16 protein-coding genes are annotated in these 15,476 nt (G+C 28.6%); 10 read left to right on the plus strand and 6 right to left on the minus strand.

The features are described from left to right. The first annotated feature begins 82 nt into the window (after nucleotides 1-82). The 3 genes from AC5YGC_RS06385 to speB are packed head-to-tail and all read left to right on the plus strand — an operon-like array spanning nucleotide 83 to nucleotide 3,182. Nucleotides 83-1,261, plus strand: coding sequence for a type III PLP-dependent enzyme (locus tag AC5YGC_RS06385; protein WP_496139386.1), 1,179 nt, complete (start codon nucleotides 83-85; stop codon nucleotides 1,259-1,261). Then, entirely contained in the window at nucleotides 1,261-2,304 is a 1,044-nt protein-coding gene (locus AC5YGC_RS06390; protein WP_496139387.1) for a 1,9-bis(guanidino)-5-aza-nonane synthase, read from the plus strand. Before AC5YGC_RS06385 ends, AC5YGC_RS06390 begins: the two co-directional genes overlap by 1 nt. Before the next feature lie 2 nt (nucleotides 2,305-2,306). Then, on the plus strand, nucleotides 2,307-3,182 hold the full coding sequence (speB, locus tag AC5YGC_RS06395) for an agmatinase (RefSeq protein WP_496139388.1): 876 nt from the start codon (nucleotides 2,307-2,309) through the stop codon (nucleotides 3,180-3,182). Here speB and AC5YGC_RS06400 read toward each other — a convergent pair. From AC5YGC_RS06400 to AC5YGC_RS06415, 4 genes are read right to left on the minus strand one after another with little or no spacing between them, the layout of a single operon-like run. Then, nucleotides 3,179-3,733 carry a queuosine precursor transporter gene (locus AC5YGC_RS06400; protein ID WP_496139389.1) on the minus strand — a complete coding sequence of 185 codons (555 nt, stop codon included), beginning with the start codon at nucleotides 3,731-3,733 and terminating at the stop codon, nucleotides 3,179-3,181. The two genes, speB and AC5YGC_RS06400, sit on opposite strands and share 4 nt — an antisense overlap. Beyond that, nucleotides 3,733-4,056 (minus strand): 50S ribosomal protein L28, encoded by a 324-nt coding sequence (gene rpmB, locus AC5YGC_RS06405; RefSeq protein ID WP_496139390.1) that lies wholly within the window; start codon nucleotides 4,054-4,056, stop codon nucleotides 3,733-3,735. Before rpmB ends, AC5YGC_RS06400 begins: the two co-directional genes overlap by 1 nt. Before the next feature lie 53 nt (nucleotides 4,057-4,109). Beyond that, nucleotides 4,110-5,162 (minus strand): quinone-dependent dihydroorotate dehydrogenase, encoded by a 1,053-nt coding sequence (locus AC5YGC_RS06410; RefSeq protein WP_496139391.1) that lies wholly within the window; start codon nucleotides 5,160-5,162, stop codon nucleotides 4,110-4,112. Beyond that, nucleotides 5,162-6,724: a lysine--tRNA ligase gene (locus AC5YGC_RS06415; RefSeq protein ID WP_496139392.1), complete on the minus strand. Its 1,563-nt coding sequence runs from the start codon at nucleotides 6,722-6,724 to the stop codon at nucleotides 5,162-5,164. The genes AC5YGC_RS06410 and AC5YGC_RS06415 overlap by 1 nt, the downstream gene beginning before the upstream one ends. Nucleotides 6,725-6,814: 90 nt before the next feature. On the opposite strand from AC5YGC_RS06415, the gene AC5YGC_RS06420 reads away from it, so the two are divergent. The 3 genes from AC5YGC_RS06420 to AC5YGC_RS06430 are packed head-to-tail and all read left to right on the plus strand — an operon-like array spanning nucleotide 6,815 to nucleotide 10,375. Next, nucleotides 6,815-8,260 (plus strand): potassium transporter TrkG, encoded by a 1,446-nt coding sequence (locus AC5YGC_RS06420; RefSeq protein WP_496139393.1) that lies wholly within the window; start codon nucleotides 6,815-6,817, stop codon nucleotides 8,258-8,260. A 2-nt stretch (nucleotides 8,261-8,262) separates the two neighbouring features. Further along, on the plus strand, nucleotides 8,263-9,639 hold the full coding sequence (locus tag AC5YGC_RS06425) for an AmpG family muropeptide MFS transporter (protein ID WP_496139394.1): 1,377 nt from the start codon (nucleotides 8,263-8,265) through the stop codon (nucleotides 9,637-9,639). Next, on the plus strand, nucleotides 9,629-10,375 hold the full coding sequence (locus AC5YGC_RS06430; protein ID WP_496139395.1) for an NlpC/P60 family protein: 747 nt from the start codon (nucleotides 9,629-9,631) through the stop codon (nucleotides 10,373-10,375). The genes AC5YGC_RS06425 and AC5YGC_RS06430 overlap by 11 nt, the downstream gene beginning before the upstream one ends. On the opposite strand, the gene AC5YGC_RS06435 is transcribed toward AC5YGC_RS06430, so the two are convergent. Together AC5YGC_RS06435 and hisC are read right to left on the minus strand one after the other, a co-directional pair. After that, nucleotides 10,372-11,268, minus strand: a complete 897-nt coding sequence (locus AC5YGC_RS06435; protein WP_496139396.1) for a prephenate dehydrogenase/arogenate dehydrogenase family protein — start codon at nucleotides 11,266-11,268, stop codon at nucleotides 10,372-10,374. The two genes, AC5YGC_RS06430 and AC5YGC_RS06435, sit on opposite strands and share 4 nt — an antisense overlap. Before the next feature lie 2 nt (nucleotides 11,269-11,270). Continuing rightward, nucleotides 11,271-12,353, minus strand: coding sequence for a histidinol-phosphate transaminase (hisC, locus tag AC5YGC_RS06440; RefSeq protein WP_496139397.1), 1,083 nt, complete (start codon nucleotides 12,351-12,353; stop codon nucleotides 11,271-11,273). 191 nt (nucleotides 12,354-12,544) lie between these two features. Here hisC and metX point away from each other — a divergent pair, with 191 nt between their 5' ends. The 4 genes from metX to rplU all read left to right on the plus strand — a co-directional run bounded on the left by metX (nucleotide 12,545) and on the right by rplU (nucleotide 15,464). Then, the gene (gene metX, locus AC5YGC_RS06445; protein WP_496139398.1) at nucleotides 12,545-13,663 is read left to right on the plus strand and encodes a homoserine O-acetyltransferase MetX; all 1,119 of its coding nucleotides are present in this window, start codon (nucleotides 12,545-12,547) and stop codon (nucleotides 13,661-13,663) included. 2 nt (nucleotides 13,664-13,665) lie between these two features. Beyond that, nucleotides 13,666-14,262: a methionine biosynthesis protein MetW gene (gene metW / locus AC5YGC_RS06450; RefSeq protein ID WP_496139399.1), complete on the plus strand. Its 597-nt coding sequence runs from the start codon at nucleotides 13,666-13,668 to the stop codon at nucleotides 14,260-14,262. Beyond that, entirely contained in the window at nucleotides 14,263-14,982 is a 720-nt protein-coding gene (gene gloB / locus AC5YGC_RS06455; protein ID WP_496139400.1) for a hydroxyacylglutathione hydrolase, read from the plus strand. Between the two features lie 65 nt (nucleotides 14,983-15,047). After that, the gene (gene rplU / locus AC5YGC_RS06460; RefSeq protein ID WP_496139401.1) at nucleotides 15,048-15,464 is read left to right on the plus strand and encodes a 50S ribosomal protein L21; all 417 of its coding nucleotides are present in this window, start codon (nucleotides 15,048-15,050) and stop codon (nucleotides 15,462-15,464) included. Nucleotides 15,465-15,476 lie beyond the last annotated feature (12 nt).

Consider the following 15,476-nt stretch of genomic DNA (forward strand, 5'->3'; position numbering starts at 1 on the left):
ATTGCCTTAATTGCATAATTTATATGAAAGTTTTTAAGTATTTTTAAAAACTTTTTTTTATTAAATTTTTTTTGGAGACATAATGCAAAAATTTAAAACAGTTGATGATCTTATAAATCAACTAAAGCCAGAAAAACCTATTTATTGTATTAGGAAAAAATCAATACAATTAGCTTCTACATATTTTAGAAATAAATTTCCTGGTAAAGTGCTTTATGCAGTAAAAACTAACCCACATCCTGAAGTACTAAAAACAATAGTTGAAAGTGGGATTGAGAACTTTGATATAGCCTCTATTCAAGAAATTAAAGATATAAGAGCAATTAATCCTAATGCAAAATGTTCATATATGCATACAGTCAAAAGTAGAGAAAGTATTAAAGAAGCTTATTTTAATTATAATGTTAAAGCTTTTTCTCTTGATACTAAAGATGAATTAATAAAAATTATTGAAACAACTAACGAGGCAAAAGACCTTGAATTATTTTTAAGAGTAGCTGTTTCAAATGAGCATGCTGAAATAGATTTATCAACAAAATTTGGGGCGTCCATATCTGAGGCGACCGCTTTATTCAGATTAACAAAGCAATATGCAAAAAAAATAGGTTTAAGTTTCCATGTGGGATCTCAATGCATGCATCCTATTTCATATACAAAAGGGATTGCAGACATTAGAAATATAATAAAAAAAACTAAAATTATTCCAGATTATATTAATATTGGAGGTGGATTTCCTGCAATTTATCCAGATCTTGTACCTCAATCTTTGGATAATTATTTTGAAGAAATAAAAAAAGGTTTATCAAATTTAAAGTTGGAAAAACTTCCTGAAATATTATGTGAGCCCGGAAGAGCATTAGTTGCAGAAAGTGGATCAACAATTGTAAGAGTAAATCTTAGAAAAAAACAAAAACTTTATATAAATGATGGAACGTATGGAACTCTTTTTGATGCGGGTACACCAAACATAGTTTACCCTTCTCGTTTGATTAAAAGTGGAAAAGCAATATCAAAAAAACTAACTGCTTTTGATTTTTATGGCCCTACTTGTGATAGTATGGATTACATGAAGGGACCATTTCTACTTCCAAATAATATTAGGGAAAATGATTATATTGAGCTAGGTCAACTTGGGGCCTACGGTCTAACTTTCAGAACTCAATTCAATGGTTTTTATTCTAATGAAATTTATGAAGTAGAAGACGAACCTATAATGACGTTATATGGTAAAGAGAGCAATAAAGGTATATTAGTTGCTTAATGTCAGAAAACAAAAATTTAACTCATAATAGCAAAAAAAGCTTCTTACAAAATCCAGTTGAACACATCGATATTACTTCGTTTGATGCAAGGAAAATAATTTCCTCAATGGAAAAAATGTCTTTTGTTTCAAGAGAAACAGCAAATGCAGCCAATATTTTCAATGAAATGATTCAAGATAAGGATTGCACAATTTTTTTAACGCTTGCTGGGTCAACTTCTGCCGCAGGATGTATGAATATTTATAAAGATTTAGTTAAATATAATATGGTTGATGCAATTATTGCTACAGGAGCTTCAATAGTTGATATGGATTTTTTTGAAGCTTTAGGCTTTAAACATTACCAAGGTTCACAGTTTCAAGATGACACTGAATTAAGAAAAAATTATATAGATAGGATTTACGATACATATATTGATGAAGAAGAGTTACAGGAATGTGATCAAAAAATATGTGAAATAGCAGATACACTTGATCCAAGAAGCTATACATCAAGAGAATTTATTTATGAAATGGGAAAATATTTAAAGAAAAATTCTAAAAAAAAAGATTCTTTAATTGAAACTGCATATGACAATAATGTTCCCATTTTTTGTCCCGCATTTACAGACTCAAGCGCTGGTTTTGGATTGGTCACTCACCAAGAAAATAATCCTAAAAACCATATTACGATAGATTCTATTAGAGAACTTCGTGAATTAACTGAAATAAAGATTCAATCGAAAGGATCTGGCTTATTTATGATTGGTGGAGGAGTACCAAAAAATTTTGCTCAAGATACTATTATCTGTGCTGAACTTTTAGGAAAAGAGGTTGAGATGCATAAGTATGCAGTACAAATTACAGTGGCAGATTCTAGGGATGGTGCTTGTAGTAGCTCCACATTAAAAGAAGCAAGTTCTTGGGGCAAAGTAGATATTGCAAAAGAACAAATGGTTTTTGCAGAAGCAACTAGCGTCCTTCCTTTGATTGCAAGTGATGCTTATCATAAAGGTGACTGGAAAAATAGAACGAGAAAAAACTTCTCAAAAATATTTAAATAAAATTGAAATATCTTTCTAATAAAAATGGGTTTCTAGGAATTGACAATGATGTTAATTTTAAAGAAAAAGTAGTAGTTGTTCCATTTGGTTTAGAAAAAACTGTAAGTTATGGTGGTGGAACTCGTAATGGCCCTAAAGAAATTATCAAAGCATCACATCAAGTTGAATTATATGATGAAGAGTTACATTGTGAACCCTACAAAAAAATTGGAATTAAAACTTTAAAACCATTTAAAATTGATAAAGACATTAAAAAAGCTCTTAAAAAGATGTCTGATATAAATCAAGAAATATTAGATAAAAAACTATTTCCAATCACTTTTGGTGGGGAACACTCAATAACATCCGGATGTATTGCTCCATTTGTAAAAAAACACAAAGAAATATGCCTACTACATTTTGATGCACATGCAGATTTAAGGGAGAGTTATAATGGAGAAAAATTTTCTCATGCTTCAGCTATTAGGAGATGTCTTGATCATAAAAATGTTTCAATAATCTCATTTGGGATCAGAAATATATCTCAAAGTGAAATACCATTCTTAAAAAAAAACTCATCTAGAATTGATATCTTTTGGGCAAAAGACAAAAGTAAATGGGACTTAAAAAAATTTAAAAAAATGATAAAGAATAAAACAGTTTATTTAACATTTGATGTTGATGGTTTAGATTCAAGTATAATGCCCGCAACAGGTACACCTGAACCAGGTGGACTATTATGGGATGAAACTTTAAATATTATAAGGATAGCTGCTAAGAACTCTAATATTGTTGGTGCAGATATAAATGAACTTTCACCTATAAAAGGTTTTAATTCTTACAATTTTCTTGTAGCGAAACTTGCTTATAAAATTTTATCGTACAAATTTTTATACTAAGCTTTTGAAACTTTAAGAATTCCCAATAATAATCTGAATGGAATTAACATTGCTAAAGCAACAATTATTTTAACCGCTAAGTCACCTAGAGATAAAGTAACCCATGGTATTCCAGTTGCATAAAATGAGATAGAGAAGAATAAAAATGTATCGACAGTAGACCCAATTAACGATGAAGTTAATGGAGCAACAAACCATTTCTTTTTTCTTAAATAGTCAAAAATTTGAACATCCAACAACTGCGCAACCATAAATGCTGTGCCTGAACCTATAGCAATTCTAACTGAAATTAAGTCTGCAAAATTTGTTGAAAAGAAAAGGGTAAATGCAATCCCTATAATAAAACCAACATAAACAATTTTTCTAGCTACAACCTTGCCATAAGATCTATTTGCTAAATCTGTAATTAAAAATGCAACTGGATAACTAAAAGCTCCATAAGTTAATATTTCTTCCAAACCATAATGGTTGATCGGAAATTGTACTAAATAATTTGAAGTTAAAACAACAACTCCCATTATAAATGAGAGTAGTATAAAAAACTTTTTCATTAAGCTGATTTACTAGGGGATACTTTGCGTGCTTTTTTTACGAATGGTGACTTAATTAATATACTTTTTTTTAATTTTTTTAATCTTGGTGATATATTTTTATTTCTTGCAGTCTTTAAAAATTCATCAAAAGTACCTTTTTTATCAACACATCTAACACCTGCATTGCTAACAGTTAAAGTTAAGCTTCTTTTTAAAAGTTCACTTTTAAATTTTGTTTTTTTTAAATTTGGTAAAAATCTTCTATTGGTCTTATTGTTAGCATGACTAACATTGTGACCTTTCATAGGTATTTTGCCGGTTAATTCACATTTTTTAGACATAATAATTAGTGACTATATAAGATGAGTTTGTGACCTCGTCAAGTTTATTAGCTTTAATTAGGCTGTTTCTTGCCTATTATTTCTCTAAAATTCTTGATCCCATCAGTAATTAATATTTCTTTTAACTCTTTTTTTATTTTTCCAACAATATTGGGACCCTGAAAAACCATACCAGTATATAATTGAACATAGCTTGCACCAGCTAAAAATTTTCTATGTGCACTTTCTCCTGAGTCCACACCACCTACTCCAATAATTTCAATTTTATTTTTTAATAATCTGTAAAACTTACTTATTAATTTATTAGCCTCTTCTTCAAGAGGTTTTCCAGATAAACCACCTTTTTGATGTTTCAGCATATTGTTTAATTTACCTCTATTTCCTGCGGTTGTATTTGAAACAATTATTGCACTTACTTTGTGTTCTAACAATATTTTACTTAATACTTCAATTTGTTCATCTGAAATATCAGGAGAAATTTTTACAACAATTGGTATTTTAGATTTAAGCTTAATTTTTTCTTCTTTAACTAAATTCATTAATTCATCAAATTTAGTTTCATCATGAAAACTTCTTAAGTTTTCTGTATTAGGTGAGGAAATATTAATTGTAATATAGTCAGCGATATCATGAAAAGTTCTAAGACCAATTAAATAATCATTTAGCCTATCATCACTATCTTTATTTGGACCTATATTAATTCCCAATAAACCCTTATTCAAATTTGATCGAATTCTATTGCTTACACTTTCTGATCCTAAATTATTAAATCCCAATCTATTTATAAGTGCTTCGTCTTCCACCAATCTAAATACTCTTGGTTTTGGATTTCCATACTGTTTAAGTGGTGTAACGGTCCCCACCTCAACAAACCCAAATCCAAGTTTAAATAAAGAATTATAAACTTCAGCATTTTTATCAAATCCAGCGGCCATTCCAATTGGGTTATCTATTTCTTTGCCAAATAGTTTAGTCTTGAACATTGGATCATCTTTATTTTCATCCCTTAAATTTGGTGTAAAATTTAATCTTAAAGACTTAATTGCTAAATTATGAGCAGTTTCAGGATCAATTTTAAAAATTAGTGATCTGAATTTTGAAAACATTATTTTATTTTTTCTGTTATTAATTTTTTAGTTTCGTTAACTCCAAAGAAGCTTATAAAAAAGCCCATTCTTGGACCATTTTCATCTCCAAATACGACTTCATAAATCAATTTAAACCAATCACGTAGATTTTCTGAATATCCATTTTCTTTTCCAGTTGAGTAAATTAATGTTTGAATATCCTCAGGTAACATTGCATCATTACAATCATCAAGAGTCTTTACTAGGGCCTCTAATGCAATTTTTTCGTTTGAATCTGGTTTCTTATATTTTTTCTGAAGTTTGATTACATCGTTAAAGTATTTAATAGCGTAGCCAATTAAATTATCAAAAATTATATGATTTTTTTCTGAGATATCTTTTTTATATTTTTTTACAAACTTCCAAAGTAATTCCTTGGAATCTGCATTACTTGCCTCCACTAAATTTAAAAGCATTGAAAAACTCATAATAGTATCTTCTTTAGGAATTAATCCATTATGTACATGCCAAACCGGATTCATTAATAACTGTAATTCATTTTGATTTTTAGCTTTTTCCACAAAATCTAAATATTCATCAACTGTTTTTGGAACTATTTCTTTGTATAGTTTTTTTGCTCTTTTAGGATTTTGATACATGTACAATGAAAGGCTTTCAGGAGAAGCATATTCTAACCACTGATCAATAGTGATCCCATTACCTTTTGACTTTGAAATTTTCTCACCTTTTTCATCTAAAAATAGTTCATAAGCAAAGCCAGATGGATTTGTTTTGCCAATCAATTTAACTATTCTTGAAGATAATATTGCACTTTCTATTAAATCTTTTCCATACATTTCAAAATCTATATCGAGGGCATACCACCTCATGGCCCAATCCACTTTCCACTGCAATTTACAATGTCCGTCTAAAATACTTGTTTCAAGTTTTTTTCCATTATTATCAAAGATAATTTTAGATTTTTCTTTTAAGATTTCTAAAACCGGAATTTCTAAAACCTTACCAGTATCTGGGCATATGGGTAAAAAGGGACTGTAGGTTCTTTGTCTTTCCTTACCAAGTGTTGGAAGAATTATATCCATGATACCCTGATAGTTTTCTAAAATTAATTGTAGCGTTGGATTAAAAAAACCACTTTTATAGAGAACTGAAGAACTTTTAAAACTATACTCAAATTTAAATTTATCTAAAAAATTTTTTAACATTTCATTATTATGCTCACCAAAGCTTGAAAATTTTTTGAATGGATCTGGTACTTGAGTTAAAGGTTTATGAAGGTTTTTATTTAATAACTCTTGATTAGGTACATTTTCAGGAACTTTTCTGAAACCATCCATGTCATCTGAAAAAGTTATAATTTCTGTTGGTATATTCGTAAGTTGTTTTAGCGCATTAACCATCATTGTTGTTCTTGCTACCTCACCAAAGGTACCTATATGGGGTAATCCACTTGGTCCATAGCCAGTTTGTAAAATAATTTTACCTTTTTTCTCAATAAAGGATTTTCTTTCACGCAACATTTTTTTAGCCTCAACAAATGGCCATGCGTTAGTTTTATCTAAATTTTCTTTTTCAATCACTTTGTTTAATAAGAAATATCTTATATTACGTGTTATTATTAACTCTTATAGAGTTGAAATTTATTTACCATAAAATAATGTTCTATCAAAATGTCTAATTATAAAACTGTTTTTTTTACCTTGGGTATTTTGCAAATTATTCTTGGAATTTCTATGATGATTCCAATTTTAGCCCAATTTATTTATTCTGAACTAGATTCTTCTTTTATTGGGGCTTCTATAGTTTCAATAATATTTGGTGTTTTATTTTTTTTGACAAATTTAAACCATGACAAAAAGTTAAACTTACAACAAGCATTCTTATTGACCGCTCTTTCTTGGTTGAGTATTGCAATATTTGGCTCTTTACCTTTTATTTTTTCTACTCTTGAACTGTCCATTACTGATTCTTTTTTTGAAAGTATGTCTGGTATTACCACGACAGGGTCTACAATTATTTCAAACTTGGAGGGGGCGCCTAGATCAATACTTTTATGGCGAGCTATGCTTCAATGGTTAGGAGGAATTGGTATTATTGTAATGGCAATAACTCTAATGCCAATAATGAACGTCGGGGGAATGCAGTTATTTAAGATTTCAAGTAACGATTCTTCAGAAAAGTTATTACCAAAATCTAAGGAAATATCTCTTAGATTAATTTACGTATATTTGGTGTTAACAACACTTTGTGCTGTTACCTATAAAATTTTTGGTATGAATATTTTCGATAGCCTAACTCATTCCATGACTACAATAGCAACAGGTGGGTTTTCGAATTATAATGAATCTATAGGATATTTTAATAGTTTACCCATTGAAATATCATCGATGGTTTTTATTATACTGGGTAGCCTACCTTTCATAGCTTATATAAAATTTTTAAATGGTAATAAAAAAATATTTACTTCCGATGTCCAAATTAAATCATTTATTAAGATAATTATTTTTTCAATTATTCTACTTTTTATTTATTCACTTTTTCAAAATAAAGATTTTCCTCAAATTAATATAAGAGTAATTGTTTTTAACGTTATTTCTATCTTAACTGGCACAGGATATGTCACCGGAGAATTTGATGGATGGGGAAATTTTCCACTAATTTTCTTTTTAACTCTAATGTTTATTGGTGGTTGTGCTGGCTCAACAACTTGTGGAATTAAAATTTTTAGAATTCAAATCTTATATCTATTTATTGTTAATCAATTGAAAAAAATTATTTATCCAAGAGGTATATTTATAATTAAATATGATAAAAATAAAGTAGATGATAAATTTATGGCTTCAATTATCTCTTTTATTTTTCTTTACTTGGTTATATTTTTTTTGATAACTGCATTTTTATCTTTAAGTGGCTTAGATTTTGTAACCTCAATCTCAGGTGCTGCCACATCAATTTCCAATGTTGGCCCAGGGTTAGGTTCTACAATTGGCCCTAATGGCGATTTTTCAAATATACCCGAAATATCTAAATGGATTTTAAGTCTTGGAATGATATTGGGTAGATTAGAATTGTTTGCTATACTGGTATTGTTTCTACCTTCTTTTTGGAGGAATTAATTATGATTGAAATAAAAAAACAATCGCTCTCAGAAACTTTTTCTATCTACTTAGATAAAAGAATGCTTAGAATATTATTGCTTGGGGCTATCTCAGGGTTTCCCTGGGTTCTCATAGGAAGTAGTTTGAGTTTATGGCTTAAGGAAGAAGGGTTGAGTAGATCAACAATTGGTTGGGCAGGTTTAATATTTGCAGTTTACGCTTTTAACTATTTATGGGCCCCTCTTATTGATAGATTTCAAGTACCGTACCTAACAAAAAAACTCGGGCATAGAAGAGGATGGATAGTTTTAATGCAAATTGCAATTTTAACTTGTCTTGTTACTTGGAGTTTTATTAATCCCACTGAAAATCTTGCACTACTGATTACGGTTGGTTTAGTTATTGCTATAGCATCAGCCACACAAGATATTACCGTTGATGCCTTAAGAATTGAACAAATAGGTGAGCATGAAAGCAAATCAATGGCAGCTGGTGCTGCGATGGCTGTTGTTGGATGGTGGAGTGGATATAAATTGGGTGGTGTAATAGCTTTATTTACAGCAGAATATTTAGAGAATATTGGTGTTACTAATTACTGGCAATTTACATTTTTAATTTTAGGAGTTGTGGTAATTTTGATGAATATAGGTTTAATGTTTGTTCATGAGCCTCTTTCTACTGATAGACAAAAGAAACAAAAAGAAACAGATAAACTTATAGAAAGCAAACTTGGATCAAAAAATATTATAACTAATTTTATAGCTTGGATAAGCAGTACATTAGGTGGTCCTATAATAAGCTTTTTTAAGAAAAATGGCTTTTCAATTGCTATTGGGATTTTAAGCTTTATTTTTTTATTCAAGATAGGTGAGGCTTTTCTTGGACGTATGTCGATAGTTTTTTATAAAGAAATAGGCTTCTCTAAAGGTGACATTGCAATTTATTCAAAAACTTTAGGATGGATAACTACAGTTATATTTACATTGCTGGGTGGGCTTTTTGTAATTAGATCTGGCGTTTTAAAAGCAATGTTTGTTGCAGGAATATTAATGGCAGCAACTAACTTATTATTCACAGTCTTGGCATGGAGTGATAAATCTGAGTTATTATTCGCAGTAGCAGTCATATTTGATGATATAGCCGCAGCATTTGCAACGGTTGCATTTGTAGCCTTTATTTCATTATTAGTAGACCGAACATATACCGCAACTCAATACGCATTACTTGCATCGATAGGGACTGCTGGCAGAACTACACTTGCATCATCATCTGGAGCATTAGTAGATTGGCTTAATGGAGATTGGGGGATATTTTTTATCATTACAGCCATCATGGTAATACCCTCATTGATTTGTTTGTGGTTTATAAAAGATAAATTAAAACTTCGTGAAAAATAATTGCTTTTACAAAAAACCTTTATCAAATATCTATAAGAAACCTGATATAGTTTCTGAGGTTACTTCTCAAATTCTGTATGGGGAAAAATTTAAAATTATATCTAAGAATAAAAGCTGGATAAAAATAAAGGTTTTATTTGATAATTATACTGGATACATAAAAAACAAAGATTACACTAAAGATCATAAGCCAACTCATAAAATATTTATTTTAAAAGCAAATATTTATAATAAACAAAAAAATAAGACAAAATATTTTTTGCCTTTTGCATCAAGAATTTCAATGATTGAAGAAAATAAAAAATTTATCAAATTTGAAAAAAATAAATGGATTAAAAAAAGCGAAATAAAAAATATTAATCATATAGAAAAAGATTATTTAAAAGTATTAAAATTGTTTTTAAAAACTAAATATGTTTGGGGTGGTAAAACTTATAGAGGTATAGACTGCTCTGCTATTTTACAATTATTTTTTTACTATAATAATAAATTTTATCCAAGAGACACAAAGGATCAAATAAAATATTCAGTAAAAAAAGATAAAGGTGTAATATTTAAAAAAGGTGACATTATATTTTGGAAAAGTCATGTTGCTCTTTGTATTAACTCTCAAAAATTAATTCATGCATATGGTCCAGAAAAGAAGGTTTTGATTATGAATATAACAGAGACAATAAATAGAATTAAAAGAACAGCAAAATTAATAGTAAAAAAAATATCCTCTATAAAATATTAACTTCTTCCAAAGTCTGGCTTGTTAATATCTTGTTTCAACTTAATTATTTTCTTTCTAACTTTTTTAGTATTAACTAATTTTTTAATAATAGACGTATTATTCTTAAATTGAATATCTCTTTTAAATGAACGTAAATTTTTAATAAACAAATCAATAACTTTTGAAATATTTTTTTGATTATTAAAAAAAATATCTCTCCACATAATTTCATTAGACGCTGCAATTCTTGAAAAATCTCTCAAACCACCTGCACTGAATTTTATTAATTCGTATTTTTGTTGTTTTTCAAAATCTGTAGCTGTTTTAACCAAATTATATGCAATTAAATGAGGCAAATGACTTGTCATAGAAAAAACCGTATCATGTTTTTTTGAGTCCATAATTGCAACTTTTGAACCAATTTTTTTCCAGAACTTGGTAAGTATCAGAAGGTGTCTTCTGTTGGTATTTTTTTCTTTTATTAATATGCACCATTTATTAAGGAATAAATTTTTTACTCCATTTTCTGGGCCACTAACTTCTGACCCTGCAATAGGGTGACTGGATGTCCAAAAAATTCCTTTTTTCAATTTTCTTTTAATTAAGTCCATAGACTTTTCTTTAGATGACCCAACATCTGTAATAATAGTTTTAGGTAATAAATATCTATTTATTTTTAAAATTATTTTTTCATATTCTCCTAGTGGGGTGCAAAATATTATTAAATCTAAGTTTGGGATAATTTTTTTTAAATCATCTATAATTTCACATGGTAATTTTAATTTTTTAATTTTTGAAATATTTGATTTTGATTTTTCGTAGACAAATATTTTTTTAGCTATTTTTTTTTCAGATATTGATCTTAACAATGAAGAACCAATTAAACCACAGCCTATAATTAAAATATTTTTCATAATTAATTAAAGATAGTCTTGATCGTTGTTATGAATCTCATATTCTCTTTTTTAGATCCAATTGTTAATCTTAATTTGTTTTTAATATTATATCCATCTTCTGTAGATCTTAATATAATTCCTTTTGACTGCAGTTTGTTAAAAATATAATTAGCTGAAAATTTACATTTATCAAAATTTAACAGTAAAAAATTAGCTGTTACTTCATTTGAAAAAATTTTTAGTTTTTCTAAATCATTTCTAACTTTATTTGCTTCTGTGATATTATGTTTCACAGATTGATTAATAAAGTTTCTATCTTTTAAAGCTTCTATTGCTGCCATCTGTCCAACTTGATTTACATTAAATGGAGGTCTAATTAAATTCATTGCAGAGATAATTTTCTTGGGGCCATGACCCCAGCCAACTCTTAACGAGGCCAGTCCATATATTTTTGAAAAAGTTCTTATCACAACAACATTATCCTTATTTTTAAATAAATCTAAACCAGATTTATAATCTTTATTTTTCATATATTCAAAATACGCATCGTCTAAAACTAGTAAAATATTTTTATTCAATTTCATTCTTAAGTCTATTAGCTCTGCTCTACTTAAGTATGTTCCTGTTGGGTTATTAGGGTTAGCAATGAATACAAGTTTGGTTTTTTTTGTTACTTTCTTAATAATTTCATTTATTGAAACTTTAAAATTTTCTTCCTTAGAAAAAACAACTTTTGCCCCCACTATTTGAGCATATATCCTGTACATTAAAAAGCTGTATTGAGGAACAATCACTTCATCAGATGGTTTTAAGTACAACTGGCAAATCATTTGAATAATTTCATCTGACCCTGCACCACAAATTATCTTCTCAAAATCACACTTATATTTCTTTGAAATTTCTTTTCTTAAGTTTTTTGCCTTACCGTCTGGATATTTCGATATTAACAATTCTTTATTCTGTAAAATTTTCTTTACTCTTGGGCTAACACCAAGAGCTGACTCATTTGCTGATAATTTTATAACATTTCGTATTTTTGCTATATTTGACTTACCTGGCTTATAAGCTTCTATTTTGAATTCTTTAAATTTTGGAACGGTCATTTTATTAATTTAATTTACCTTATAAATAAAATATTATCCTTTCATATCGAATAAGTCATTTTTTAAAAAAATTGACATAAGAAATACTATCTAGTACAAAAAATATGCGCTGATTTAACTGAATTGCGAGCGCTTAAAAAAAACCGCTAAATAAGTTTTTTTGTCTCACAATTCAAATTTGGCTAATATTTATGAATAAAAATGTGAACATAAAAAATATTATAATCGATAAACCATTAAAATTAGATTGTGGTCAAACTATCAATAATTATTCTCTGGCTTATGAGACTTATGGCTCTCTAAATGAGATGAAAGATAATGCTGTTCTTATTTTTCATGCTTTAACTGGTGATCAATTTGTTTCTGGAATAAATCCAGTCACTAAAAAAGAGGGTTGGTGGTCATATGCTGTTGGACCTGGTAAAGCCATTGATACTGATAAATATTTTGTAATTTGTGCCAATGTTATTGGTGGATGTATGGGCTCGTATGGTCCTAGTGAAATTAACCCTGATACTAATAAAAAATATGGTATCACTTTTCCTGTCATCACTATTAATGACATGGTTAATGCACAATTTAATCTCTTAAATTTTTTTAACATTGATAAATTATTTGCTGTTATGGGTGGATCAATGGGTGGAATGCAGACACTTCAGTTCGTTAATAACTTTCCAGATAAAGCAAAAGTTGCTATTCCAATAGCCTGCACAGCTAGTCATTCAGCGCAGAACATTGCTTTTAATGAACTTGGCAGACAATCGATTATGGCTGATGCTAATTGGGAAAATGGTGACTATTCCAATCAAAATAAAAATCCTAATAAAGGATTGTCTGTTGCCAGAATGGCTGCACATATAACTTATTTATCTAAAAATGGTCTACAAGAAAAATTTGGAAGAAAGTTACAAGAAAGAGATGACCTAAAATTTGGTTTTGATGCAGACTTTCAAATAGAAAGTTATTTAAGATATCAAGGATCTGTATTTGTTGATAGATTTGATGCCAATAGCTACCTATATATAACAAGAGCGATGGACTATTTTGATCTAATCAAAGAACATCACGGTAATTTATCTAAAGCATTCGAAAAAACTAAAACTAAGTTTCTTATTATATCTTTTACTTCTGATTGGCTTTATCCAACTTCTGAAAACAAAGAAATTGTTATAGCCTTAAATGCCATAGGTGCTGAGGTCGGATTTGTTGAAATTGAATCTGATAAAGGACATGATTCATTCCTTTTAAAAGTTCCTAAATTTTTAAATACTCTAGGTGATTATATTAAAACAGCTTACTCTAAAAACTAAACATGAAACAAGAATTTAAAATAATCTCTGATCTAATTGAAAAAAATACTAGGGTTTTAGATGTGGGCTGTGGAGATGGCATATTAATGGAATATCTTAAGCATAATAAAGAAATAGACATAAGGGGAATAGAAATTTCAAAAGATAATGTTCAAAAATGTTTATCAAAAGGACTAACTGTTATTGAGGGTGATGCAGAAAAAGATCTATTACAATTTCCTGACAGCTCCTTTGATTTTGTTGTTTTAAGTCAAACACTGCAAGCATTTTTAAATCCTGAAATAGTTATCAAAGAGCTATTGAGGGTTGGTAAAAAAGCTATTGTTACAATACCTAATTTTGGTTTTTGGAAAGTTAGGCTTCACCTATTAATTAAAGGAACAATGCCAATTACAAAAAATCTACCTGATGAGTGGTATAATACCCCTAACCTTCATATGTGTACCATAAAAGATTTTTATAACTTTTGTGAAAATAGAAAAATTAAATTAGATAAATCATCATCTCTACATAACGAAAAAATATCCTCTATTAATAAACTTAATCTAAATATTAAAAATTTATCCGCAGAACTAGGTATTTTTTTAATTGAGAGTTAAATGGAAATTCAAATAATACCCTGCTTACAAGATAATTATTCTTATCTAATTATTGATAAAACTAAGAATATTGCATGTGTGATTGATCCCAGTGAGGCAAAACCTATTATCAAATATTTAGAAGATAAAAATATACATTTAAAATATATATTAAATACACATCATCATTATGATCATGTGGGGGGGAATATAGAATTAAAAGAAAAATATGGAGCTAATATTATTGGATATAAAGGAGACAAGGATAGAATTCCAGAAATAGATATACTGGTTAGTGATCAAGACATTTGGCACAAAGAAAATTTCCAAGCTAAAATACTTCATATACCTGGTCACACCCTTGGTCATATATGTTTTTATTTTTATAATGAAGAATCTGTTTTTACAGGAGACGCCCTCTTTTCACTTGGTTGTGGTAAGATTTTTGAAGGAACATACTCACAGATGTATAATTCATTAATGAAAATAAAAGCACTGCCAGAAAAAACAAGGATCTATTGTGGACATGAATATACTAAACAAAACTCTAAATTTTGTATTACCCATGACCAAGACAATGAAAACCTAAAAATTAAGATTAAAGATATAGACGAAAAATTAAAAAATAATCTACCTACTATTCCATCTACTATTAAAGAGGAATTAGAGTGCAATATTTTTCTTAGATCTGATACAGAAGAAACCTTTTCAAAATTGAGGGATTTAAAGGACAATTTCTAACTTATTCGGACTTGACTATAATAAGTCCCCGACTATATTGCTGATTATAAAAAATAGATTAAACAATGTCATACGCAATCATACAAACAGGTGGAAAACAGTACAAAGTAAAGGCTGGAGAAATACTTAAAATTGAAAGATTAGAGGATTCTAAGCTTGAAACTAAGATAGAGTTTAAAGAAATTTTAGCTTACGGAGATGACAAAAATATTGAAGTTGGATCACCAATGGTTGGGGGTGCAAAAGTTGAAGCAGATCTTGTTGAAAATGGAAAAAATAGAACAATATTAATTTTCAAAAAAAGACGAAGACAAAATTCTAGAAGAAAAAATGGTCATAGACAGCAATACTCATTAATAAGAATTAGTAAAATATTTTCTAAAGATGGTAAAATTTTATCTGAAGCAGAAAAAATGGTTAAACCAACTAAAAAAATTGAAAAGGTTGAAGCTAAAGTAGAAGCTGAAGCAGTTAACAAATAAATTAGGTAAATT

It is taken from the genome of Candidatus Pelagibacter sp. uisw_138, from assembly GCF_059512485.2.

Excerpts from the sequence above, each read along its gene's own strand:
- AC5YGC_RS06385 (WP_496139386.1), top strand. The coding sequence starts at position 83 with ATGCAAAAATTTAAAACAGTTGATGATCTTATAAATCAACTAAAGCCA.
- AC5YGC_RS06390 (WP_496139387.1), top strand. The coding sequence starts at position 1,261 with ATGTCAGAAAACAAAAATTTAACTCATAATAGCAAAAAAAGCTTCTTA.
- AC5YGC_RS06400 (WP_496139389.1), bottom strand. The coding sequence starts at position 3,733 with ATGAAAAAGTTTTTTATACTACTCTCATTTATAATGGGAGTTGTTGTT.
- rpmB (WP_496139390.1), bottom strand. The coding sequence starts at position 4,056 with ATGTCTAAAAAATGTGAATTAACCGGCAAAATACCTATGAAAGGTCAC.
- AC5YGC_RS06410 (WP_496139391.1), bottom strand. The coding sequence starts at position 5,162 with ATGTTTTCAAAATTCAGATCACTAATTTTTAAAATTGATCCTGAAACT.
- AC5YGC_RS06420 (WP_496139393.1), top strand. The coding sequence starts at position 6,815 with ATGTCTAATTATAAAACTGTTTTTTTTACCTTGGGTATTTTGCAAATT.
- AC5YGC_RS06425 (WP_496139394.1), top strand. The coding sequence starts at position 8,263 with ATGATTGAAATAAAAAAACAATCGCTCTCAGAAACTTTTTCTATCTAC.
- AC5YGC_RS06435 (WP_496139396.1), bottom strand. The coding sequence starts at position 11,268 with ATGAAAAATATTTTAATTATAGGCTGTGGTTTAATTGGTTCTTCATTG.
- hisC (WP_496139397.1), bottom strand. The coding sequence starts at position 12,353 with ATGACCGTTCCAAAATTTAAAGAATTCAAAATAGAAGCTTATAAGCCA.
- metX (WP_496139398.1), top strand. The coding sequence starts at position 12,545 with ATGAATAAAAATGTGAACATAAAAAATATTATAATCGATAAACCATTA.
- metW (WP_496139399.1), top strand. The coding sequence starts at position 13,666 with ATGAAACAAGAATTTAAAATAATCTCTGATCTAATTGAAAAAAATACT.
- gloB (WP_496139400.1), top strand. The coding sequence starts at position 14,263 with ATGGAAATTCAAATAATACCCTGCTTACAAGATAATTATTCTTATCTA.
- rplU (WP_496139401.1), top strand. The coding sequence starts at position 15,048 with ATGTCATACGCAATCATACAAACAGGTGGAAAACAGTACAAAGTAAAG.